The sequence below is a fragment of the Anaerobacillus alkalidiazotrophicus genome (assembly GCF_001866055.1).
The window spans coordinates 28,603-53,274 of record NZ_MLQS01000017.1; the positions used below are offsets into that span (position 1 = coordinate 28,603).

The window sequence follows — 24,672 nt, forward strand, 5'->3', positions numbered from 1 at the left end:
ACAGGTGTTAAATATAAGTAGTAATTATAAAAAGGTAATATTTATTATGATAGTGGCGTCTATTGTTGCTGTATATTTATTTTTTACTAACTTTACTCCTTATATTGGAATTAAGCTAAAAATAGAGGAGAATAATTTCTATGTGCAATCAGTAAATGAAATGGGGTGGGGGGCACAAACTGATATTCAGGTTGGAGACCAAGTTATTTTAATTAATGATTTACCACTAGAAAATCATTATACAGTAAGAAACTTTTTAAGAATTGAACAAGCAGAAACAATTACTGTATTAAAAGATAGTAGTCATAAAACCTATTTAATTAGTAATTCTTTAGAACTAACAAGGCAATATTTGTATTACCTAGTATTTCCTTTTCTTTACTTTCTTTGTAACACCCTAGTAAGTATTTTTATATTAAAAAGTCAAATACAAAAAAAGAGCTCTATATTATTAATTTGTTTCTTAAAGAATTTAGGTCTTTGCTTCATAAGTGCTAGTTCATCAGGAAAGCTAGATATAGTAGGAGGAGTTATTTTAAATTTTAGCTTTTTAGTTGCGCCGGTATTATTTTTACATTTTATTTATCATTATCTAATAGAAAAAGGGAGATCATGGATTGATAAGAAGATAATTCTTTGGATATATTTTATAAGTTTATCAGCTTTTTTTGTAGACACACTTAATTATTTAGAGATAATAGATTATTTTTTTAGTGAGAAATATATCTTATTAATTTCGTTTCTAATTTTAAATTATGTAGTTACGATAACTCTAGTAAAATGCTATCGATTATCCAAAAAGGATGAAATAAGAGAGCCGATTAGGTGGATGCTAATGGCATTTGTGCTTGCACTTGCTCCATTTATCTTTTTGTATACAATTCCATTTATTCTTATAGGAGATACGATTATATCGGGTGTAGTCGCCTCATTATTTATCTTTTTTATACCTACAATTATTTTTTATTTATTGTTGTCAAATAAGCTTTTTCCTATCAAAGTATATGTAGATCAATTTAAATATTATTCTTCTATTTTATTGTTTCCGACAATTGCTTTTACATACATCATTAAAGCTTATTATTCCAATGGTTATACACTTATTACAATTACCCGTACATTTTTACTAATATACGTTTTGTTGTTTTTATTTTTGGTGTTAAAGAATTACATAGATAGAAAATTACGGGCAGTATTATTTGTAGAAAGAGAACAATATCAAAAAAGCATTTACCGTTATAGTGAGTCAATTAAACGAGAAAATAAGGTGAGTGGTGTATTAAACAGTATTGAAAGAGAAGTGAAAGAAGTATTAAAAGTAAAGTTTATCAGTTACATTCAAGTTTCTAAAAAAGGAAATTTTATTTGTGCTGACACTGAAAATCAATTTATAGAAGGTGCTTTTGCTAAAAAAATCAATTCTCAAGTTTTAAATGTTGGGAAAATCATTGAACATAAAGAGTATTTCTTTCTTGTTATTGGTGAGCGCCAAAATTATTATTACTGTTTAATAGTAAAAAAATTAATCAACATACCTTTAAGTAAAGAGCAACAAGATTGGTTAGAGGTACTAGCCTATTACACGAGTATTTCAATAGAAAACATGATTAAAATTGAAGAACTACTAAAAAAATTAGAAAGTGTAGAAGCTGATCAAATGGTCGCAAATAAATCAAACTGGCTAAATCGATTAATGGTTAACTGGTCAGAAAAAGAAAGAAAGCAATTAGCTATGGATATCCATGATACGATCCTTCAAGATCTGATTGTTCATAAGAGGAAAGTTGAAGAGATAAAACGATTAGCTAAGGATAAGCCACTTATTCTAGAAAGTAGAATAGAAGAATTGGAAGAAGATGTTTTAGATATGATGTACACTATTCGCGAGACATGCCACGAGTTATCACCGCCACTTTTGGCAAAGTTAGGTCTCAAACACGCCTTGCAGGATTTAGAAGTGAAATTTAATTTGCTTTCTACTAGTAAATTAGTTTTCAAGATTGAAGGAGATAACCAAAGTCTTCAGTTAAAAAATGATTACGAGTTAGCTGTTTTTCGTAGCGTTCAAGAATTATTAAATAACGCTATTAAGCATGCTAAAGCAACTGAAGTAACTATTTTGGTTAAAATAAGTGATCAAACTTTGGAAATATACTATCAAGATAATGGAATAGGTACAGATCTTTCTACCCAAAATAAAAATCAAAAAAATATGGGGCTAATAGGTATGAAAGGTCGTGTTCATAGTTTTGGCGGAGAAATAAAGCTTACATCGAATCCAGGTAAGGGGATGAAAGTTCAAATCGTTATACCATTAAAATAAGTAGCTAAAAGCAGGTGATAGTTTGATTAATATTCTTATTGTAGATGATCATTCCATAGTGGGAGAAGGTACAAAAACTATATTATCAAGTGAAACCGACTTTAATGTCGAGTTCCATGGTTCAAGTTTAGAAATAATGAGTTTATTGAAAGTAAAAAAACATGATGTTTATTTAATAGATTTTGAAATGCCTGAATTAAATGGTTTAGAATTAACAAAGGAAATTTTGAACGTTCATCAAGATGCGAAGATTATTATTTTTACAGGTTATGAAATTACTTGTTATTTTAACCATCTAGTTGAAGTCGGCGTTTCTGCCTTTATAAGCAAGTCATCCTCTAAAGAACAGCTTATTCGTACAATCAGAGATGTGATCAATCATCAATCCGTTATTCCTACTGAGATATTACATCAACTTCGAAGGACCGAATCTAAACTTTGCTTCGAAAACGGTACCAAAATTTCATTTTCTCTAAAAGAAGAAGAAATTGTGATAAAGATCTCCAAAGGACTAACAAACGAACAAATAGCGAAGGAATTATTTACGAGTAGTAGGACTGTAGAAAGACATTTAAGAGAGATTTTCAAGAAATTAAATGTTAGTTCCAGAGTTGATGTTGTTGAAAAAGGACGTAAGCTAGGGTTAATACCAGAGGTTTTGATTTGATCATAGGATGCTCTCGATTTGAGGGCATCTTTTTGACGTCCATCAAAAATTTCATTTTCTATACAATTAACTTAGCATTCCAATTAGTCTAGTAAAAATAAAGTTAGTGACCGACAAAACTTGGTGAAACTCCGCCAAAAATGGCGGAACCGCGCCACATTTTGTCGGTTACTTTTTTACCAAGATATAGTAGGATAATTGGTAAGAGTTAGGAATTGATAATCTGTTAAATTAGACAAAGTTGGAACGAAATTCAAATGCTATTTTATAAAAAGTACCCTTATGTAAAACAACACGATGCTTCTGACTATGACGCTTAGTTACAGTAAAAACAGTAATTGTGTGAACAAGAAAAAATCGGTACCGTTACGTTTGGTGTATAGTTAAGTGGATATTCGAAGAATTCAAAAAAAACGCTCCTGTTAATAAATAATTTCAATATAATGTAAAATGAAATCAAAGAATTTATGATAAAGACTAATAAATTGATTTAGTGACTATTTAACTACTACAAAAATGGGGGTAGGTTTAAATGAATATGAAAACTAAAGAAATACTTGAATACAAGAAAAACATTGAATCTAAAATAGAAAAAAAATATAAGAGTTTAAGCAAGATGCTGAATATAGAAATTAAACAAAGAATTGATGGTAGGTATTTATTATTGCCTTACGCAATTAATGAAATATTCGAAGTTACAGATGAGCAATTAACTATATTAGAAGAAATAGCAGGTTTGTTTTTAGATCATATTAGTTCAATTGATATGGTAATAGATAGAGAAAGTAATGATATGACTTTCCTATCTGTAAAATACTTTTTAATATATGAAATAATAAATTCGTTCAGAAAGTTAAATCTGTCACAATCATTTTTTGAGGAATTAGTACAAGACGCTGCAGAATACATTTTTTCAATTAACAGAGTAAATTTTCCTATCGGAAGTGATAGTCTATATGAAAGAGTGGCAAGAGGAAAACTGAAAATGGTGAATTGTATTATACGTGCTATGAATGAATTAACCAGCAATATAACATCATATTCATTATTCGAAATAAGCCAATATTTCTCAAATATTTGTTTACTGGAGCAATTATTTGATGACTTACGTGACATTGATGAAGATTTAAAAAGTAAACAATATAATTATTTTAATTCTCAAACAGATGACAGAGATAATATTGCGTATAAATTGTGCGAAAAAATAATTAGTTTGTCGGAAGTTATTAATAAAAATAGCTCTAGTGAGTTTGAATTACTAAATAAAATTTTCTTAGATGATAATTTAATTAAGGTTAAAACCATTAGAGATAAGATAGAAGAAAAGAAAGTAATGATATAAAAAATCTAATTTTAATTACTATATAAATACTTTTTTGTATGTTAGGGAGATAAAATTATGTTAATTGTTTCAAATTATACTATATTTTCAACAATGAATTGTAAAAATAAATATATTGTGCATGGATATACGGGAAGTGTTGATTTATTAGAGGAAAATGTCTATAGCAAACTATTACAAATTTCAAAAATGAAGAAAGAAAAACAAGAAACGCTTCTGAGTTCGCTAAAGGATATTGATACCTTAATTGAAAGGGGCTATGTTGTTTCAAGTTATAAAGATGAAGAAAAATATTATAGGATAGCAAACCATTTATATGAAAGTAGATCAATGATTACATCAATTGTGATTGTACCGTCAATGGGGTGTAATTTTAGGTGCTCTTACTGTTTTGAACTAACAGACTTAGATATGGCCCCGATGAAAAAAATGGAATTAAGTGTAATTGATTCTACTTTTAAATATATTGACAAACTAGAAACAATTAAACAAATAACACTATTCGGTGGAGAGCCACTAGAAAAAGATAACTATAGTATTGTTGATTATATAGTGAATGAAGGCAAAAAAAGAAATATACAAGTTAATGCGGTAACTAATGGATATGATTTAGATAGCTACATAGAAATATTTAAAAATAATGTGAATTTTGATTCCATCCAAGTTACTTTAGATGGAACTAGAGAAAGACATGATTTATTAAGGTATTTGAAAAATGGGTCAGGAACGTTTAACAAGATAATTAAAAATATTCAAATGCTAATTAAAGAAATACCTAAACTAAATATTACAATTAGAGTAAATCTATCAATAGAAAACGAAAGCGATTATATAGCTTTAAAAGAATATTTAAAAGCCAAAGAAATTCTATCTGATTGTACCAATGTAAGTATTTACAATAAATGTCTACATACAGCTTACATTAATACTAAAAAAAAGTATATGGATAAAGATATTACAAAGAATGATGATATAAAACACGATAATCTAACATATAAGTTGCATAGATCACAAATAAAAGATTTACTAGGTAGAAATAGCATTCCATTTCGAACATCAGTCTGTGGTGCAACTGGAAATATGTTAGTCGTCACACCTAATAAGAATTTGTTTGCATGTTGGGAACAAATCCAAAATAATAACAAATCAATAGGTAAGATAAGTTTAGAAAAAGATAATAGGATACAGTTTAATGAAAAATATTTAAACTGGAAAAAAAGACATGTTCATATGTTGAAAAATTGTAGCAAGTGTAAATATAGTTTGTTCTGTGGTGGAGGTTGTCCGAATCATTCTGAAATAGTAAATAATGATATGTTTCAAAGTTACTGTCAAGATTCAAAGATTATGATTCATAAAAGTTTTGACGAAGCTATTGGAGAAAAAATTAATGAATGTTAATACGTTAGTAACTGATAAAAATCCCTCAATAAAAATAGCAGAATTTGATTATAACGGAAAGCAAAAAAAAATTGTTGCATACTCTAAGAAGTACAACAATGCAATATTATTAAATAAAGAGATTCCTATAGAAGTACTATTACAAAAAGAGGATAAATACTTTAATTTTAAAAAAGAAAAAACAATCTTTTTTAAAAAAATAATAGGGAGCAGTTGGGATTTTAGTTTTTTAAAATACTTTGAGTTTCTTTTAACTAAAACAGGAAAAATATTTTGTTTTTTTCTCTTATTTCCTTGTATTTTGACGTTTTCACTTATTAAATTTATTTCTCAACAAAGTAAATTATATAGTAATTTTTTTGATACAAATAGCCTTTTAGTGATTATTCTATTTTGCATATGTTTACTAATACAAACTATTTTTCATGAATTTGGACATTTAACTGCAATGAAAAAAAACAAACTTAGTTTGAGTGGGGTAGGTGTAGGAATATATTTAACATCGGTAGTATTATTTGTTCCAATGTATGAAAGTTGGTTATTAAAAAGAAAACAAAGACTGGAAATAGATATAGCGGGAATTATTTTTCAACTTTATTTTATCTTTATAGTATTAATGGTTAATTTATTTATTAAAAGTGAACTGGTTAACATATATATATTATTTTCTACTATGATACTATTAAATAACTTTAATCCATTCTTAAAATATGATGGTTATTGGATATTATCTGACCACCTTGGTGTTTACAATTTACACAAATGGATAAGAATATCTATCAAAAATATGTTCACTAATAGTGAAGAATTAACAGCAGTATTTTATAAGCATACAATCATAAAAATTAAATGTTACTCTTTAATTACAAGTATTTTTTTAGTGTTTTTCCTATTTATGCTATTTAGGATTAATGTTACAAATATAACAGAATTAATAGTTGAAGCAAATATTTTCAGGCTTTTTTACACTGTTTTTATCGCCTATTTTACATTGCTTGCATTTAAGTCAATTATTCGTGTTTTATGGAGGTAGATTATGAGGATAAAGGTACATAATTTAAAAGAAATAAAAGATAAAAGAGAAGTTTTTTCTAATGTGGATTTTGAAATAAAAGAAAACTCCCTATTTTGTATTACTGGACGATCGGGAGTAGGTAAAACTACATTATTTTTTTCAATGATGGGTTTAAGTAAAACTACAAGTGGTGAAATATATTATGGTAATTATTCGTTCCACGAGTTATCTGATAAAGAAAAGGAGGCATTTAGACAAAAGTTTTTCGGTTTTGTACCACAGCAGCACTTATTAATAGAAGAATTTAGTGTTTATCAAAATGTCACTATACCATTAAGGTTTTCTGATATGTCAAAGAAAGAAAAACAAAATAAAGTTAAAGAAGTATTAATTCAAGTAGGTTTAGAAGGATATGAAACAAAAAAAGTATCAAAATTATCAATTGGAGAAAAGCAGAGGGTTGCTATAGCAAGAGCAATTATCCATAGTCCTAAGATAATATTTGCTGACGAACCAACTGCATCTGTAGATAGACATAATCGTGAAAAAATATTAAATATTTTTAAAGAACTAGTGAATAAAGGTACAACAGTAATTATTATTACCCATGACCGTTATGTTGAAGAACAATGCAATATAATCTATAACTTAGAAACAAGAGAAATAACTCAAAATGATAATAATGGATTCACATCACTTATAAAGGAGATTAGTCGTCCAAATAAGAAAAAAAATAACTATTTTTCAGGTTTGATTTACTCGTTTCACCATTTTCAAAATAGTAAAGCACGAAACATACTTTTGATCTTTACCATTTTAATTTCATTAGTATTAACATTCTTCATTCAAGCGGTGAATAGAGGTTTGTTAAATAATTATTCAGAGTTTATCAATGAAACAAGTAATAGAACCTTAGTTATAATTGATCAACAAAATAGAGATATAGATGATATAAAGAATATTACTAATGAAACATTACATAAAGCGGGAAATAAGATAGAAAAAATTGAGGAAATTGGTGTATCCCAACAGTTTATTAAAATAGAGTTTAATGGCAAAACACATAACCCTCTTAATTTTTATAATAATTATTTACAAGAATACCCAGAAACTGTAACTTCATTACCTTATAATAACCCTAACAACGTAATTTTAGGTACTGAGAAAATAAATAGAAACGGAGTTATTATTCCAGAAACACTTGCAAAACAACTAACTGAACAAGGGGATTTAACAAATATAATTGGTGAAAGTATTACCCTTAAAATTCCTACTAATGTTGAGTTAAAATCAATAACTTTTGAGATTCAGGGTATTTTAGAATCGGATGGAAATTCAACTAATTATCCAATTTTCATTTCAAAACAGCGATATAACTCACTCAGTGATGAACTTAAAAGGGATAAGATTTACTTGGTGGACATGTTTGAAGAGGTAACTCAAGAAGATGTATTTAGTCTTGCAGTTGAAGCAAATATAACTGCCAATAATCCAGCTATTTCCCTTTCGAACTTTCTAAATACTGTAAATGCTGTAAAAATGTTAATGGTGTTTTTAACTTCCGCATTTATATTGGTTACTCTTACATTTACTTCTCTCTTATCTTATATAAATGTAGTTCAAAGGAAATCAGAATTTGCTATTTTTTCAATTTTTGGATTCAGTAAATTTAAAAATGCACAAATCTTTTTATTTGAATACTTTTTAGTTTTTTTAGTTGCAGGCCTAACTTCAGTTTTATTATTTAACTTCCTAATAGATCCAATAAATATATTATTTGAACAACAAAGCAATTTAAAAGAAGTTTTAAAAATGAATAGTTTAGATTACTTAATAGGTTTATCAACGTTTTTATTGTTCTTTGCTATAGTTTTAATAATACCTCTATACAAAATAGTAACAAATAGTGTATATAAAAATTTGCAATAAAATAGAACCCTCAAAAGGAAAGGTTATTTCAAAAACTGCTGAAAGGAGAATCTACAATGTTACCATTGAATGAACTCAGTGAAGTATTAGATGAATTAGAGAATAAAGAACTTTTATCGTGTAGTTGGAATGCTTGTCCAATAAATCATGGGAACTGCTTTGTTGTAACATGTAGTTTTGACATATCATGAGATCGTTAAATTCCGTCATTGATATAGAAGAACTAGAAGACAGAGAAGAGTTGGGCTGTTGGGTTAATATTTGCGGTATTAATCGTAGTGTATTACCTATCATGATTTGCAAAATCAATTTTATTTAATTGATAGGATAACTATGTTTTTTTAGGAAGATTAATTTCTTCTAAATTTCCCCATGTAGGTCAACTCAAATTTAATATGTTTTAAACTATATTAGCGCCTTTTGAGGAAGAGAAATAACCTGCTAAGAAAGAAAGGGGGAAATCTGAGGCCGATCAGCTAATTGTAAGTGTAGTGGAATTAGAAGAAAAATTAGAATTTGGTTGTGGTTAGAATAATTGCAGAGTTAATCTAATAGCATAATAAGCTTTAAAGATGGAGAGGAGAGCAAAAAAATATGAAAAATTTAAATCAGACTGATGAACTAATTAAGTGTGTAGAAGAACTTGAAGAAAAATTAGAATTTGGTTGCGGTTGGAATACTTGCGGAGCTAATTTAACATTATAATAAGCTTTAAAAAGTGAGAGGGGAGGAAATAAATATGAAAAACTTAAATCAGACTGATGAACTAATTAAGTGTGTAGAAGAACTTGAAGAAAAATTAGAATTTGGTTGCGGTTGGAATACTTGTGGACTTAATGGCTCCGCCTAGTTAATGTAAACAAGATTCTATTAAGACGCTTTTAAGATTTTTCATACATATATTACTTCTATAATAAAGCGTAATAAGAGATAAGGTTTACTTGGATGAGGGATCATGGAGTCGAAGTAATTTCAATCAAAGCATGAGCAATTTTACTAGAAGATATGGTAGTCGTGCTTTTGCATTTTCTGGTGGTGCATTATTAGCGCAAGTAGGTTGAGGGTATTGGACAACACTTATTAAAGTTGGTGGAAAAGTAGCAGCAGTAGTAGCTAAGATTGGAGCTGCATTTGGTGGAGCAAAAGGTGGGGCACTTGGAGCCTTGTTAGCTTTAGGAACTGATGCTCTTATAGTTATTTATTTGGGAAGAGCGGTAAGAACTTTTTAGTTAAGATTTAATCATTAAGGTCTAAGTGCAAGAATCGATAGACTAATCGATTTTTGCACTTATTCTATATTGGAGGAGTTATGTTTCGTAAAAAAATTCATGATGTCTGACACCCTAAATTCAAAAAGTTCAACTCGTTTAAACCAGTAGAGTTTAACTGTTTTTGTTTACCATGCAATTCATTTTTCAAAGCGAGGTGAGGACCAAATGATAAAAAGTTTATACTTTAAATATATTAAATCGGAATTTAACATTTTATTATTGAATAATTTGTTCAATAGTTATAGCGGACAGCTATTATTCAACAAATAAAGACTTCCAAATGTGGTTTGCTATGGTTGAATTAACAATGCAAGAAATGAAAGGTACTCATAAAGATCATTTCCTGGAATTTTTAAATAATTATAATGGGTTAACGTATTTTGATAACCTGTTATATTCTGCTAATCAATATCTTATGCTTTTGTTTGTTTTGTTGATTGGGTTTGGTATGCATTTGGTAGGAAATACTGTTACTTTTCAACAGAGGGATTTTCATAAAGGGCTTGTTGAAAATATCGTTTCAAAAACCCACATAAAAAATGTAATTGTCGCACAGGCACTTTATATTATGACATTTGTTGCATCTATTCTATTAATAGCAATAGGGGCTGCCATGTTATTGTGGGGCGGAAATATATTTCAACCATTCATTAATTCCTTTGTAGGTGAATTCTATGGCTGGAGTTATATATTAGTTATGATCGGTCATGTGTTATTACTAATTACATTCTTAGTTTTAGTAATAACAATTTCTTCACTTATTGTCCCGAATGTTAAAAATAAATTTGTCGTTAAAATGGTTCCGTTTATTCTTTGCTTGTTGACATTTTTAGTTGTTTTAACAATAGGGAATCTTCACTGGATATTAGATAAGATAACCTATTATCTCAGAGTAGATACGTATTTATTTAGCTTATATAATTTTATCAGTCAGGAATCATGGTCAACTAAGCACTTAGTATTAGAAATGTTGACGTTATTTATTAGTTTGCTAGTCTTGACCCTATACTTAATTAGAGTAAATAAGAGAAAATTCGAAACGATTGCTTAGCTAGCTCATATTGGAGATTAAACAGTTTTATTTAGTCGGCATCTTGTATATTCTTGTGACTGTTCGAGCTTTTAGTGGATTACGTATTAATCCATTTTATTTTATTGACTTTTTCTATCGGAAATTTACGAAAAATAATATGTTAGAACTTTTGGCTGCTAGTCTAGCAATTCTTTTTTACTATGTGATAAACGGGTATATTTATAGCTTTCCTGAGATTATTACGTTTCCGTTTATGACAATCTTTTTTTATAGTAGGTGCTTTATTGATGTGGAGGAAGTGTTAATGAAAAAAGGGAAGTCGGATATGGAGTCAAAAGTATAAGTTAAAAAAGCAGTTTCAGTGGAGAGCGCGATTCTTATCAACTGGTGCCAGATAGTGCATCTTGGTGCCAAACACTTAACTTATTGATAATGCCATGTATATGAAGACAAAAAGCCACCCTGGGTTAGTGTTTTAGATAGTGAAGTTAAAGACTGGTTTAAAGTTCAGCAAGATAAATATAAATGTTTAAAAAAAATGCCTTAGAGGAATAAAACGAGGGAGGGTTTTAATGAATGAGATTAAATTAACAAAAAAGGAAAATCAGTTTTTAGAAGTTGTATTAGATAAACTTATTATGAATGGAGTAAAAGAAAAGATAATAAACGATGCTCGGAACAATATATATGAACAAGTTAGAGAATCTAGAGTTAAAAATGAGGATCCCCTAATCGAATTAGGTGATCCAGAAGAAATGGCAAATGAATACTTGAAGATTACAAGTACGAATAAATCGAATAACAGGTGGTTACCTACATTAATATTTATAGCAATAATGCTCGTATTTTCTTTTTTAATTAGATGGTTTTTTATAATATGAAGGCAATAAGCTGGTTACGCAACCAACTTTCTCAATTTTCTAGTTTATAAATTAAGGCTTATTGTTACCATAAGATTATTAATTATAGAGAGAAGGCAATTATAATAGAGTTTATTCTTTATCATAAAATTGGTTATATAAAATTAAGAACCCGTTATTATCATTATTTCAGCCTTGGAATTTATACCAGAAGATTTTTTGGGCGGCTTTGGAGTTTTCCTGATTAGTATCCTTATTATTGTTATGCTTCTTATTGGTACGACATTATTCCTTGAAAAAATACTAAAGGCGTATAAGACGCCAGATTCTGAAATAAGAGAGCAGCTTTTGCATTTTTGTAAACAAGCAGAATTAGAACGTAAAGCTTTATATATGGTCAATGAAAAAAACAAAGTGACGAATGCTTTAGTAACTGGGATTACTCGAAAAAAACATATCTATATCACAGATTATTGAATTGAAAATATGACGTTAAAATAAAGTGAAGCGATCCTTGCTCATGAAATTGGACATATTAAAAAACTATTATAATGTGTGCAAGGTCTGTTACTTTTATACTCTAAGTCTAGTAGCTGTTTTTGTAAATCTGTTATTTTTGTAATATATAATTAAGAATATGATGTTGTAAAGCGAGGTGATTTCATAATGAAATATATGCCATATTATATGTCTTTACTTGGTTTCTTTCTAACTCTTATATTTTTAGCTATTATTGGCAAAGTCTTAAATATTGATTGGTTGATACTGCTCTATGATTTCAGAGAAATATCAAATGGTGGAATAGTCGAAGCGAGAATTTCTTGGATAACGATAATTTTAGCAACAATTGTTAGTTATTTGAGTTGGAAATTAGGTAAGAAAAAATTTCAGGACGATAAGCTGAGTTCATAAATAGCAAGTTTAAAATACTTTAGTAAAGCCGTTTATAAAATAGACGATGTCTTTACTAAAGTTTTTTTATTTAAAAGATTAGAACACCACGCCAAAATTGGCGGTATACCGCCAAAACTTGTCGGTTCGAAATCGAAGCTTTTATTGTATGATTAATTGTAGCTTTATGAACTTATATTATTTTAATCATATGTTTGAGAGGGTGGAGTAAATGTCAGAATTACATGAGAAAAGTAAAGAAATTATTGTGAAACTAGGGAAGCCGTCGGTATTTGGAATGTTTTTAAATCCAAGTGAGCAGTTTCAAAAGCTGAAAGCTAATCCGCTAGTGTTTGTACCGTTATTGTTAGTAACACTTTTATACACGATTGCAATGGCAATTATCGCTTTTGGAACGGATAGCTCGTGGTTGCTTGCAGAAATCGGTCCAGAGGATATAGAGATTTTTGCTGAAATGGAAATGTTCATGCGGATTATGATGTTAGTAACTGGGGTGTTTATTCCAGTTATGGGTGCACTAATTTTTGCTGTTGTTATCATAATCGTTGCAAAAATTAGTAAGAGTGAGGTTACTTTTAGGCAGCTATTTTCTTTAGCGGTATTTGTATCCGTCATTGGTGGAGTAGGAGTTTTATTTAATGCGATCATGACGACATTACTCGGAACAAATCCAGATATACCATTTACTAGTTTAGCTAGTTTATTTGGAGAAGAAAATGTGAGTCCATTATTCATAAGTATAGAGGTATTCTCGATTTGGCAACTTATTGTTGCTGTAGTCGGTTTAAGAAAAGTAGCGAATTTTGGTGCAGCGTTAGCATGGATCGTAATGATTTTATTTACTATCTTTAGTATCTTTTTAGCATTATTAGTTAGCTAAGAAAATATTCGTTAAATAAATAGGGCTTGCGCAAGTGAATCTGCGTTAACCCTTTTTATTACTATAAAATTATATGGATATAGCGACAAGCCTCATATCGAATGATAAAACAAAGGAGCTTTTATGGAAAAAAGAAAAAATGGATCATCGTAGGTGTAATAGTATTAATTGGGGTTATGACAACGGTAGGGGTTGCCCGTTCCATTGAAGAAACGATTTATGAGGTTGAAACAGTTAGTCCTGAGCTGACACTCCTAGTTTTGGCGGTAATGCTGCCAGGAACTCTATATGTCAAAAATGAACAAATCGTATATTATTCCCCTGAAATAGGACAACAATATGAGCTGTTAGTTGAAGAAGGAGATTTCGTAGAGAAGGGCACAGCGCTTATTAAATATAAGAGTCAACATTTGGAAATTGAAAAAGAGCAATATGCGTTATCGATACAGGCTATTGATTTACGTTTGTCAGAAATAAACAGACAGAAAGACGATGTAATAAAGCAAAAAGCTGAGCTTAACAAAAAGAAAGAAGATTTAAAGAAAAGAGATTGCGCTTTTCTTGAAAGGGAGAGGGTTTTTTGGAGCTTTATAAAATTTTATCAATATTAGCAGCAGTTTTTTCTATATTAGCAGCATTCCAGTTTTATCAGTTAGGGAGACGATTTAAAAAACTTCAAATAGGAGATACGCTTTCAAATGAACTTGTAGCTGAAGCTAGGTGGAAAATAAAGGTTTCTATAGTGCTATTTGTAATAGGATCTCTTTTAGCTATCATCGTTATTTTTATAAGACCTTATTAGTTAAAACGATTGATCTGAATTAATAGTATATTTTACAGGAATGAATATTTTATATGAGGTGGTAGCAAATTGTTAGCTCAATATTTATGGTCTAGGTCAGGTGAAATATTAATAAGATTGATTATTAATATATCCGTTGTGCTAGGATTTTTCTTTATAATTGGAAAGCTTTTTAATAAGGAGTTTTTCTATGGTAGTATCGCTATAGGGGTAGTTATTTCCTTCTCGATAATAGAAATATTCACATATAAAAAGTGGTTGCGCGAAAATACTGAATAATGTTGTATGCCATTAAAACAGTTCTATTTACTTAATGACTTGTGAGGATAACCAGAATTAATATAGAGGAAAATGTTTTAAACAGAAGGAACTTAATACGAGGTGAAAAATGAAGAAGTATGAAATAAGGTATTTATTATATTTTGTAGCCGTATTGTGGTTTATTTCTTTAATATTCATACCTTTAATGTCAGAAGTGACAATTAGCGTATCCCTTACGAAAGTATTAGTCAGTATACCTTTTTTGTTGGTGATTATAGGAAAAATTTTGGCTATCATAGAAAAGAGAAACAAGAATAAAAGTCTTGCTGGAGATGTAGGTATCAATATTGGTTTAACAATAGCGTTGTTAATGTATTTACTTAGTGTTTAAGTTTCCCATAATGTGATTATACATTTAGGCATATAGAATTTTTTATACGAAACAAAATGACCATAAGAATATCACATGTACTTACTCTTTAGTTTATACTTATGGTCAACACGAATTACTAAAGTGAAAAATCATTGGAACAACTTTCGTCTAGTTTTATCCCACTCTTAAGGGGCAAGTAAGACCCCCACCTCAAAACTTAAGAAAATCGAGAAGTTTAGATGGGGGATAAACTGCCCCTAAAGGTCCGATATAGAATAACTTTCATCAGTGATAGCTGATGATTAGTTATTCTTATGCCTGTGGTATAAGTTGAACTAACAATCAGTGGGGGATGAAGGAAAACCCCCACTGATTGAAGTTCAGCTTTATTTTCATTAGTGTGTAGATGGTTGTAAACGTCTAGAGAGCGGCTTCCGTCAAAGGTCGCCCCAGTGAAGCTGCTACTTGGATTACTTCGAAGCGGCTTTGCTCTTGAGCAAACGGAGTGGCACAGGAGCAGCTGCTCGTGACCAAGGCGCTTGAGCTTTTCTGGTGTGCTTTAATTGGATGTTAATATAAAAAGAAACCTAATACAACAATGATGCCAACACCCAGTCCGCAATTTGTCAATATTTGTTTCCAAAAGATTTTATCTCTGTTTTGTGCCTGATATGCTTCAATTAAACTTAGCTGTAGCTCTTCAATACGATAGGATCTCCCTTCACTTTTGAAGGAAATCCGATAGTCTTTCGTTTCATCACCTAAGATCCCGCCATCAATGCTAATTTTTGTTGCCTCTTCAGTTATAGAATAAATAGCTTCTTCATCATGAAAGCCGTCTTTTTCCTCAAATGAAAAGCCCATATCTCTAAGCTTTGTTTTTAAAATAGGAAAAATGATTTCCGAACGTGCTTCATAAATGACAATCGTTTTATTCCCTTTAAAAACTCTAATAAGTATGATGATGATAAAAAAACTAAATAAGATCGTAAATGAAATCATTGGATTTATATCAAAATTCGCAATTACGAATAATTGAAAAAACGAAACAAAAGTCATTGTATGATAGAATAGCTTAGTTTCAGTAATAACTCCGTTTTGCTTATAAATTCTGTAAGCTTCATAGAATAATAATAATGCACCGAATGTCCCAATCAACATCCAAGAGGTAGTTTCTTGGAAAAGTAGATTATTCATATAACATCTCCTAAATTTTATCATTTTTATTTCCTTTGAGAATTGTATCATATAAGACTTTTGAAGTATAAGAATATTATAAATATTTTGTTAGGTGTAAGGTATTGTCTTTTAAATTTATTTTCCACTGTATAAGGAAAATATCGTAGCTTCACGATAAACATTCAAATCAACTTACACCGCCAAAAGTTGGCGGAACTCCGCCATATTATGGCGGTTATTTTTTTATTAGGATATAGTAGAATGTTTAGTAAGAGTTGGAAAATTATGAGGAATTCTAGAACTTAAAAAAAAATGAAGAATGGAGCGGTATAATGAAACGAGTATTTTTAGGTATTTTTATGGTTTGGGCTTTATTTGTATTAGGAGCGTGTAATTCTGAAAGTGTAAATGAAGATGTTGAAAGTTCAGAAAGACCAGGTGGTTTTTTATGGAAAGTGGAAGATGGAGAGACAACTGTTTATCTACAAGGGACTGTTCATGCTGGTACCGAAGACTTTTATCCTTTTCATGAAACGATTGAGCAAGCTTATGAGGAAGCTGATGTTGTAGTACCTGAAATTGATATAACAGATTTGGATTTAATGGCTGTACAAACATTAATTGTCGAGTTAGGTCTTTTTCAAGATGGTAGTAAACTAGAAGATCACCTCCCTCAAGAAGTATATTCTAAAATATCGGATACACTAGATGATTTGGGTTTACCATTAGAAATGTTTGAGAGCTATCAACCATGGTTATTAGCTATAACGATTCAACAATTAATTTTGGAAAAATTAGATTATATTCATGGTGTTGATGAATATTTTCTAATCCGGGCAAATGATGATGGGAAAGAAATTATAGAGTTAGAATCAATGGAATCACAGTTTCAAATCTTCGCTGATATGTCACTAGATTTACAAATTGAATTTTTAGAAGATTCATTGTCGAATATAGAAGAGTACGAAGAAGAGATGATTGAGCTGTTCACTTATTATAAGAACGGTGATATAGATGGACTTTTAGAATTGTTAATTGAAGTGGAAGGGTTAAATGAAAGCGAAGAAGCACAAAAGTTTACGGAAGCACTTAATGATAAAAGAAACTATGAAATGGCCGAAAAGATTATCGAGTTCCTCCAGGAAGACAGTGACAAAACCTATTTTGTCATAGTCGGAAGCCTACATTTAATCATGGAGCCACATATTGTCTCTATTTTAGAGGCAGAAGGGTATGAAGTAGAGCATATTCATTAAATAAATGGTAGAACTAGTTTAAACTCAAAAACAAGTCATAACCGACAAAAATTGGCGAAACTCAATCATATTTTGTCGGTTATTTTTTACCAAAGTATTTCTTACTTTTTACTGTTAACTTTGAAAAAAAGGATTTAGCATTATTCATATTCGGAGAAATCCTTTAATAATTAAGAGGAAATGGGGATATAATGATAGAATAAAAGACAAAAAGAGCGTTTGTAGAGGATGGGGGTTTATAATGGATTCATTGAAGGATATCAGATGGAAGCAAAGGTTTGAAAATTTTGAGAAATCCTATTTGCGACTTGAAAAATATTCTAATCAGCCAATAAGTACAGAATTAGAACGGGCGGGGATTATTCAATTTTTTGAAATGACATTTGAATTGGCATGGAAGGTTTTAAAGGATTACTTAGAAGCACAAGGTTATGTGGTCAAAAGTCCGAGGGAAACAATAAAACAAGCATATCAAATAGAGTTAATAAATGATGGGCACGTATGGTTAGATGCTTTAGCTAAGCGAAACTTAACGACACACACTTATGATGATGCATTAGCAGAAAAACTAGTTAATGAAATTAAAACAGAATTCTTACCAGAATTAAAAAAATTATATGAAAAACTACTAGAGGAATGATTCGATGTTTGGGTTATTAGATAAAGATTTGCATTATATAACTAAGGCGATAAAAAAGTATGCTGAAATAGAGAGAGTAAAGGTTTTTGGTAGTCGAGCACTGGGAAACTATAAAAAAGGTTCAGATGTTGATATGGCAATTTTTGGTGAAAGTATTAACGGAAAAATAGTGGCAGGCTTGAGTGACATTTTAAATGAAGAGTATCCACTTCCTTATTTTTTTGACGTTATCCATTACGAGAGTATTTCTAATCAAAAATTAGCAGAACACATAGATAATTCAGGGATTGAAATTTTTCCCACTCTTAAGGGGCGGTAAGACACCCACCTCAAAAGATAAGGAAATCGAAAAGTTTAGGTATCTAAATCACAACAGAATAGATGATTTATTATAAGAATTTGGAGGTTTTCAAAGTGTATAAAGATAAACAGAAAATAATTATTGAACATTTAGTTGAAAACTTATCTCCATTTTTTATTATTTTGTTTGGATCAACAGTAAAAGGAACTGCAAATAAACATAGTGATTTTGATGTTGCATTCTTAAATAATCAAAAGATAGATAGTTATCACTTATTCATGATTTCCCAAGAACTTGCCTCTAAACTAAATCGTGATGTAGACTTAATCGATTTGAATCAGGCAAGCACAGTTTTTCAAGCACAAGTCATATATACTGGTAAAGTTATATATTGTTCGGATGAACAAAAGAAAGCTGAATTTGAATTAAAGGCTCTAAAAATGTATACGAAATTAAATGAGGAGCGTTTACCTATATTGAAAAGGATAGATGAAAGTGGGTCTATTTATGAAAAATGATGTTATTTTAAATAAAATAAGTATGATTGAAAGATGTATTAGACGGATTCATGAGGAATATGCCGATACACCTTCTAATTTAAAAAACTATACAAAACAAGATTCTGTCGTTTTAAATTTACAACGTGCTTGCGAAGCTAGTATAGATCTTGCTATGCATATTGTTGCAGAGAAAAAATTAGGTTTGCCGCAGAACAGTAGAGACGCGTTTTCCTTTTTAGAAAACGAAGGGATTATTTCTTCTTCCCTTTCAAATAAAATGAAAGCAATGGTGGGGTTTAGAAATATTGCTGTCCATGATTATCAAGAACTTAATTTAGAGATCTTGCAAAAAATTCTCGACAATCATTTAGTTGATTTTGCAGAGTATACAAAAACGATACTTCGTTATTAATCTTATAGATGATTGTAAGGAGCGTAAGTGCGTAATAGTTGAAGTATAGGTACAATTTGAAATGATCTGAAGTAAGAAGTCTTACAAGTAGCAAGAATATAATATGAAGAAACGCTAACTATAAAAAAGCTGAACTTAAGTATTCTTCTTAAGCTCAGCTACTGTGATTACGATATTATGCTTTTACAACTTCTTTTTTACCAAAAAACTGTGGTAAATGCTCTTTGTGAGCTTCCATCATTTCATCTACGATTTGTTTTGCGATCGTATCAGATGGGCTAAGTGGATTAATTGTCATTGCTAGAACAGCAGTATTGTAGTCTCCTGTTACGGCAGCTTCTGCACCAATACGCTCAAACGATTTAATTTGTTGAACAAGTCCGCGTACTGGAACTGGAAGGTCACCAATTGCAATTGGCTTTGGACCATCTTTTGTGATCACACAGCTAATTTCAACTGCAGAATCTGCTGGAATACTAGCAATAGCGCCATTGTTCATTGTATTTACTGGTTGAATATCGCGTTTGTCCGTGTAAATCGAAGTGATTAAACGGACTGCAGCATCTGAATAGTATGCTCCACCACGTTTTTCTAATTGAGGTGGTTTGATCGCTAAGTTTGGATCTTTGTATAGCTCGAATAATTCAGTTTCTAGCTTCTGTACCACTTCGGCACGTGTTCCTTCGCCATCAGCATTTTTCATGTCTTTTTCAAGCATTTGTCTCGTTTTATAGTAGTACATGTGGTAAGGACAAGTTAGAACACCTAATGATTTAATAAACTCTGGCTCCCAACCAATACCTTCAATATTTTTAACAAAACTGCTATTTGCAGGATCTGTTAACTTTTCAATTACTTCTTCTCTTACACTTACGCCATCAACATAAACATCTAACCCATAAACCATATGGTTTAATCCAGCAAAATCAATACGGATACGAGAATGGTCAACATCTAATAATTTTGCAATCCCCATCTCAATGCCGATTGGAACATTACATAACCCTACCACTTTTTTAATGTTTGAGTAACGTAGGACTGCTTCCGTTACCATACCTGCTGGATTTGTGAAGTTAATTAACCATGCATTCGGACATAACTCTTCCATGTCTTTACAAATATCTAGAATTACTGGGATCGTACGTAATCCTTTAAATAAACCACCAGGGCCATTAGTCTCTTGACCAAGAACACCATACTTAAGAGGAATTCTTTCGTCTTTAGCACGAGCTTCTAATAACCCAACACGGAATTGTGTAGTAACGAAGTCTGCATCTTTTAAAGCTGCGCGACGATCTAGTGTTAAGTGTACATCAATTGGTAAACCAGCTTTTTCAATCATACGTTTTGCTAAGTTTCCAACGATCTCCATTTTTTCTTTCCCTGCTTCAATATCTACTAACCAAAGCTCACGAATTGGTAGTTCATCATAACGTTTAATAAAACCTTCTACTAATTCTGGTGTGTAACTAGATCCCCCACCAATTGTTGCGATTTTTAATCCTTTTGTCATAACTTGCACCTCCGGATATTTTTAAACAAGAAATTGTTATTTACTAATCTACAAACTAATTGTATGGAAGAAAAGACGGAAAGTATATACGCTTTCATCATCTTGTTCTTTATTACAGATACAGTTATTTGTTTCATAGATGTTACAGCATGTTTTCTCTTCGGTGTTATGGTAAAATAAAGAAGAACATTTTAGGGAAGGGGAAAGTGATATGTTTACCAATGAAGAAATTGCTTCATTTAATGAACTTGATATGACCTTGTACAACTATATCACTCAACATGCTGATAAAGTTGCTTATATGCGAATAAGAGAATTAGCAGATGAAACCCATGTTTCAACAGCTACCATATTGCGTTTTTGCCGGAAAATTGGTTGTGAAGGTTTTTCAGAATTTAAAGTAAAGCTGAAACTGTATGTAGAAAATAATGAAAAATCAGTGATTAAGACCGGCGAACAATCGATTACAGAATTTTTTGAACGTACGTTATCAGGTAATTTATCTGAAATTATTAAACAAGCGGCTGCTTTAGTAGCAAAAGCAGATACGGTCATTTTTATTGGAATAGGTAGTTCGGGAATTTTAGCTGAATATGGTGCGAGGTATTTTTCGAGTTTAGGGAAGTTTTCGATGTATATTAAAGATCCTCATTTTCCAATTCATTCAAATATATTACATAATAGTGTTACAATTGCTTTATCTGTATCAGGGGAAAATCCTTATACGGTTAATCATATTCATCAATTAAACCAAGAAGGAAGTAAGGTTATTAGTATAACAAATAGTAAACATTCAACGATTGCGAAAATTTCTCATTTAAATATCCCCTACTATGTTACAGAAGAACGATTTGAAGGTTCGAATATTACGACGCAGATCCCAGTCGTATATATTCTAGAAATATTAGCCCGTGAAACGTATAATCTTAGATAAGGAGTTAAGACCTCCTCAGGGTGACTAAAAATTTCTAAAACAAGATCTGAAAGAAAAGATGAATTCGGAGTTGAGAGCATGAATACAATTGCAGATATCGCTAAAATAGCTGGAGTAGCTAAAAGTACGGTTTCCAGGTATTTAAACGGTGGTTCGATCAGTGATAAAACGAAAAAAAAGATTGAAAAAGTAATGGAAGAAACGGGATATATGCCTAACACTTTCGCTCAAAGCCTTAAAGCGAAAAAAACTAATATCATTGGAATTATTGTACCGCGCCTAGATTCTTATGCAACAGCTAGAACGTTAATTGGTATTGACGAGTATTTACGAGAATGTAACTATCAAATGTTTGTTTCGAATACGAGTCTAGATTTAGAACGTGAAATCGAAAGTATTCTAACATTAACAAAGCAAAAGGTTGCAGGGATTATTTTACTTGCAACTGAGATTACTGAAAGACACATAGAAATAATTAAGACGATCCAGATACCAGTTATAGTTGTTGGTCAAGAACATCAACAGTTGTATAGTATCGTTCATAATGATTATGAAGCAGCTTATGAATTAGGGAAATATGTTCTTGAGCAAGGCCATCGAAAGATAGCATATTTAGGTGTAAGTGAAAAAGATATTGCTGTTGGAGTAAAACGAAAAGAAGGTTTTAAAAAGGCTATGCAAGAAATAAAAGGTTGTGAAGTGAAATATTTTGAAACAAGCTTTAAAATTGCTGAAGCTTTAATAAAGGTGCCTTCCATCATTAAAGAATACCAACCGTCAATGATTGTATGTGCAACGGATAATATTGCAATCGGAGCTCTTAAGGCGGCTTACATGAATGGGTTAACAATTCCAAAAGATCTGTCAATCACTGGTTTTGGAGGGTATGAAGTGACTGAAATGATGAATCCAGGCTTGACGACGGCTAAATTTTTTTATCAGGATGCAGGGAGAATGGCGGCAAATAGTATCGTAAAGTTAGTGAATGGAGAAAAAATTTCAAAAAAAACTTTGTCTAAATTTGAAATTATTATTCGTGAAAGCGTTGACAAGTTAAATGTAAATCAGCTATAATTAAATTAAGAAATCGGATCTACAAAAAAGGAACCGGTTCCAAATTCATTTTATGAACTTATTGTTTTTTATTTTTAAAAGAGAACCGGTTCTTGATTGTGTGCTTTTTTATGCTACAAAAAGGAACCGGTTCCAAAGAAATCGAAAATTTTAAATCAGGAGGTATTTTTCATGAATTACAAGGAAACCGCACAAGAATTATTACAGGCACTTGGTGGTAAGGAAAATGTTTCAGCAGCTACTCATTGTGCTACAAGGTTGCGTTTAGTTTTACATGATGAGTCAAAAGTAGATCAAGAAAAGTTAGACAATATGGAGGCAGTGAAAGGGACATTTTCAACTGGAGGGCAATACCAAGTAATCTTGGGTGCAGGAATTGTGAATAACGTTCATAAAGAATTCTCAAAAATGGTAGGGCTTTCGGAAATGTCTACGCAGGATGTGAAAAATGCTGGTGCGAAAAAACTCAATGCCTTGCAACGTTTTGTAAAGATGCTTTCTGATATATTTGTACCAATTATACCAGCGATCGTAGCCGGCGGTTTATTAATGGGTATCAATAACTTGTTGACGGCAGAAGACTTATTTATTAAAGGCGAATCACTAGTAAGTGCCAATCCTGGAATTGCGGATTTAGCAGCGTTAATTAATACGTTTTCGAACGCAGCGTTTGTATTTTTACCAATTTTAATTGGATTTTCCGCAACTCAGCGGTTCGGTGGTAACGCTTACCTAGGTGCAGCGCTAGCGATGATCATGGTTCATCCAGACTTATTAAATGGCTGGGGATATGGTGGTGCTGTAGTTAGTGGGGAAATTCCTGTTTGGAATATTTTTGGTTACGAAATTGAAAAAGTAGGATATCAAGGTTCGGTGTTACCAGTATTAGCAGCGTCATTTATTTTAGCAAAAGTAGAAACGTATTTAAGAAGAGTTATTCCTTCAGCATTAGATAATCTTTTAACACCATTATTTACAATTTTTATTACAGGAATCTTAACATTTACATTTGTAGGACCAATTACTCGTAACGCAGGTCACTTATTATCTGATGGATTAATTTGGTTATATGATACTACAGGATTTCTTGGAGCAGCTGTATTAGGGCTAGCTTATGCACCAATTGTTATTACAGGGATGCATCACAGTTTTATTGCGGTAGAAACACAATTATTAGCAGATATTGCAAGAACAGGTGGAACATTTATCTTTGTAATCGCAGCAATGTCTAACGTAGCCCAAGGTGCAGCAACTTTAGCAGTATTATCTACTACTAAAGACAAAAAAATGAAAAGTATTGCCTCTGCATCAGGTATTTCAGCACTATTAGGAATAACAGAGCCAGCAATGTTTGGTGTTAACTTGAAACTTCGTTACCCGTTTATCGGTGCGATTATTGGAGCAGCAATTGCTTCTGCATTTGTAACGATCTTTAAAGTAAAAGCAGTCGCTTTAGGCGCAGCTGGTTTACCAGGTGTTATTGCTATTATTCCAGATGTATTAATTTACTTCATCATCGGTATGGCGATTTCATTTGCCATTGCATTTAGTATCACATGGGTTTTAGCGAAAAAAGAAATGAAAAAGACTGATATCGTTGAAAATCAAAAAAATATTGCTTAAGTTTAGCAAATAAGAGGAGAATCGTATGATTCTCCTTTAATTATTTAATTAGTGTGAATTTCATCATTCATCAAACTGATTTGAACTTAAGGGTCATAGCCCCCCCACCTCTAAGCGTAGCGTAGGTGGGAACTTCCATTCAGGTGAAGTTGAGACTCCATCTGAATTTCC

27 protein-coding genes are annotated in these 24,672 nt (G+C 31.0%); 25 read left to right on the forward strand and 2 right to left on the reverse strand.

Annotation, left to right across the window (positions count from 1 at the left end):
- Positions 1-4: 4 nt before the first annotated feature.
- The 17 genes from BKP45_RS10600 (at position 5) to BKP45_RS10675 (ending at position 15,087) form a co-directional block, all read left to right on the forward strand.
- Positions 5-2,323, forward strand: coding sequence for an ATP-binding protein (locus tag BKP45_RS10600; protein ID WP_071389664.1), 2,319 nt, complete (start codon positions 5-7; stop codon positions 2,321-2,323).
- A 22-nt stretch (positions 2,324-2,345) separates the two neighbouring features.
- Positions 2,346-2,990, forward strand: a complete 645-nt coding sequence (locus BKP45_RS10605) for a response regulator transcription factor (RefSeq protein ID WP_071389665.1) — start codon at positions 2,346-2,348, stop codon at positions 2,988-2,990.
- A 532-nt stretch (positions 2,991-3,522) separates the two neighbouring features.
- Complete coding sequence (locus BKP45_RS10610; RefSeq protein WP_071389666.1) at positions 3,523-4,332, forward strand: hypothetical protein; 810 nt, start codon at positions 3,523-3,525, stop codon at positions 4,330-4,332.
- A 57-nt stretch (positions 4,333-4,389) separates the two neighbouring features.
- Positions 4,390-5,733 carry a radical SAM/SPASM domain-containing protein gene (locus BKP45_RS10615; protein ID WP_071389667.1) on the forward strand — a complete coding sequence of 448 codons (1,344 nt, stop codon included), beginning with the start codon at positions 4,390-4,392 and terminating at the stop codon, positions 5,731-5,733.
- Positions 5,723-6,766, forward strand: a complete 1,044-nt coding sequence (locus BKP45_RS10620; RefSeq protein WP_071389668.1) for a zinc metalloprotease — start codon at positions 5,723-5,725, stop codon at positions 6,764-6,766. Before BKP45_RS10615 ends, BKP45_RS10620 begins: the two co-directional genes overlap by 11 nt.
- Positions 6,767-6,769: 3 nt before the next feature.
- Positions 6,770-8,677 carry an ABC transporter ATP-binding protein/permease gene (locus tag BKP45_RS10625; RefSeq protein WP_071389669.1) on the forward strand — a complete coding sequence of 636 codons (1,908 nt, stop codon included), beginning with the start codon at positions 6,770-6,772 and terminating at the stop codon, positions 8,675-8,677.
- Between the two features lie 56 nt (positions 8,678-8,733).
- Complete coding sequence (locus tag BKP45_RS23310; RefSeq protein ID WP_281243153.1) at positions 8,734-8,868, forward strand: hypothetical protein; 135 nt, start codon at positions 8,734-8,736, stop codon at positions 8,866-8,868.
- Between the two features lie 1,372 nt (positions 8,869-10,240).
- Positions 10,241-10,999 carry a hypothetical protein gene (locus BKP45_RS10630; protein WP_071389670.1) on the forward strand — a complete coding sequence of 253 codons (759 nt, stop codon included), beginning with the start codon at positions 10,241-10,243 and terminating at the stop codon, positions 10,997-10,999.
- 10 nt (positions 11,000-11,009) lie between these two features.
- Entirely contained in the window at positions 11,010-11,324 is a 315-nt protein-coding gene (locus tag BKP45_RS10635; protein WP_139193808.1) for a hypothetical protein, read from the forward strand.
- 229 nt (positions 11,325-11,553) lie between these two features.
- Complete coding sequence (locus BKP45_RS10640; protein WP_071389672.1) at positions 11,554-11,862, forward strand: DUF1700 domain-containing protein; 309 nt, start codon at positions 11,554-11,556, stop codon at positions 11,860-11,862.
- Between the two features lie 198 nt (positions 11,863-12,060).
- A complete protein-coding gene (locus BKP45_RS10645) occupies positions 12,061-12,318 on the forward strand; it encodes a hypothetical protein (RefSeq protein WP_071389673.1) in 258 nt (85 codons plus the stop codon).
- A gap of 189 nt (positions 12,319-12,507) precedes the next feature.
- Positions 12,508-12,753, forward strand: coding sequence for a hypothetical protein (locus BKP45_RS10650; RefSeq protein ID WP_071389674.1), 246 nt, complete (start codon positions 12,508-12,510; stop codon positions 12,751-12,753).
- A 211-nt stretch (positions 12,754-12,964) separates the two neighbouring features.
- Positions 12,965-13,633: a YIP1 family protein gene (locus tag BKP45_RS10655; protein ID WP_071389675.1), complete on the forward strand. Its 669-nt coding sequence runs from the start codon at positions 12,965-12,967 to the stop codon at positions 13,631-13,633.
- A 101-nt stretch (positions 13,634-13,734) separates the two neighbouring features.
- Positions 13,735-14,244, forward strand: a complete 510-nt coding sequence (locus BKP45_RS10660) for an HlyD family secretion protein (protein ID WP_071389676.1) — start codon at positions 13,735-13,737, stop codon at positions 14,242-14,244.
- Positions 14,214-14,435, forward strand: a complete 222-nt coding sequence (locus tag BKP45_RS10665; RefSeq protein ID WP_071389677.1) for a hypothetical protein — start codon at positions 14,214-14,216, stop codon at positions 14,433-14,435. The genes BKP45_RS10660 and BKP45_RS10665 overlap by 31 nt, the downstream gene beginning before the upstream one ends.
- A gap of 69 nt (positions 14,436-14,504) precedes the next feature.
- Positions 14,505-14,714 carry a hypothetical protein gene (locus tag BKP45_RS10670; protein ID WP_071389678.1) on the forward strand — a complete coding sequence of 70 codons (210 nt, stop codon included), beginning with the start codon at positions 14,505-14,507 and terminating at the stop codon, positions 14,712-14,714.
- Positions 14,715-14,823: 109 nt separating this feature from the next.
- Positions 14,824-15,087 (forward strand): hypothetical protein, encoded by a 264-nt coding sequence (locus BKP45_RS10675; protein WP_071389679.1) that lies wholly within the window; start codon positions 14,824-14,826, stop codon positions 15,085-15,087.
- A 552-nt stretch (positions 15,088-15,639) separates the two neighbouring features.
- Here the strand turns inward: BKP45_RS10675 and BKP45_RS10680 are convergent.
- On the reverse strand, positions 15,640-16,266 hold the full coding sequence (locus BKP45_RS10680; RefSeq protein ID WP_071389680.1) for a hypothetical protein: 627 nt from the start codon (positions 16,264-16,266) through the stop codon (positions 15,640-15,642).
- A gap of 314 nt (positions 16,267-16,580) precedes the next feature.
- On the opposite strand from BKP45_RS10680, the gene BKP45_RS10685 reads away from it, so the two are divergent.
- From BKP45_RS10685 to hepT, 5 genes are all read left to right on the forward strand, one after another.
- Positions 16,581-17,504, forward strand: a complete 924-nt coding sequence (locus BKP45_RS10685; RefSeq protein WP_084787836.1) for a TraB/GumN family protein — start codon at positions 16,581-16,583, stop codon at positions 17,502-17,504.
- A gap of 241 nt (positions 17,505-17,745) precedes the next feature.
- Entirely contained in the window at positions 17,746-18,144 is a 399-nt protein-coding gene (locus BKP45_RS10690) for a nucleotidyltransferase substrate binding protein (RefSeq protein WP_071389681.1), read from the forward strand.
- A 4-nt stretch (positions 18,145-18,148) separates the two neighbouring features.
- The gene (locus BKP45_RS10695) at positions 18,149-18,463 is read left to right on the forward strand and encodes a nucleotidyltransferase family protein (RefSeq protein ID WP_071389682.1); all 315 of its coding nucleotides are present in this window, start codon (positions 18,149-18,151) and stop codon (positions 18,461-18,463) included.
- Between the two features lie 95 nt (positions 18,464-18,558).
- A complete protein-coding gene (mntA, locus tag BKP45_RS10700) occupies positions 18,559-18,963 on the forward strand; it encodes a type VII toxin-antitoxin system MntA family adenylyltransferase antitoxin (protein WP_211272966.1) in 405 nt (134 codons plus the stop codon).
- Complete coding sequence (gene hepT / locus BKP45_RS10705) at positions 18,953-19,357, forward strand: type VII toxin-antitoxin system HepT family RNase toxin (protein ID WP_071389684.1); 405 nt, start codon at positions 18,953-18,955, stop codon at positions 19,355-19,357. Before mntA ends, hepT begins: the two co-directional genes overlap by 11 nt.
- Before the next feature lie 175 nt (positions 19,358-19,532).
- Here the strand turns inward: hepT and BKP45_RS10710 are convergent, their stop codons facing one another.
- Positions 19,533-20,870: a 6-phospho-beta-glucosidase gene (locus BKP45_RS10710; protein ID WP_071389685.1), complete on the reverse strand. Its 1,338-nt coding sequence runs from the start codon at positions 20,868-20,870 to the stop codon at positions 19,533-19,535.
- A gap of 211 nt (positions 20,871-21,081) precedes the next feature.
- Between BKP45_RS10710 and BKP45_RS10715 the strand changes: the two genes are divergently transcribed.
- The 3 genes from BKP45_RS10715 to BKP45_RS10725 all read left to right on the forward strand — a co-directional run bounded on the left by BKP45_RS10715 (position 21,082) and on the right by BKP45_RS10725 (position 24,501).
- Positions 21,082-21,804 carry a MurR/RpiR family transcriptional regulator gene (locus tag BKP45_RS10715; protein ID WP_071389686.1) on the forward strand — a complete coding sequence of 241 codons (723 nt, stop codon included), beginning with the start codon at positions 21,082-21,084 and terminating at the stop codon, positions 21,802-21,804.
- Between the two features lie 78 nt (positions 21,805-21,882).
- Positions 21,883-22,878: a LacI family DNA-binding transcriptional regulator gene (locus tag BKP45_RS10720; protein WP_071389687.1), complete on the forward strand. Its 996-nt coding sequence runs from the start codon at positions 21,883-21,885 to the stop codon at positions 22,876-22,878.
- A 171-nt stretch (positions 22,879-23,049) separates the two neighbouring features.
- A complete protein-coding gene (locus BKP45_RS10725) occupies positions 23,050-24,501 on the forward strand; it encodes a sucrose-specific PTS transporter subunit IIBC (protein WP_071389688.1) in 1,452 nt (483 codons plus the stop codon).
- Positions 24,502-24,672 lie beyond the last annotated feature (171 nt).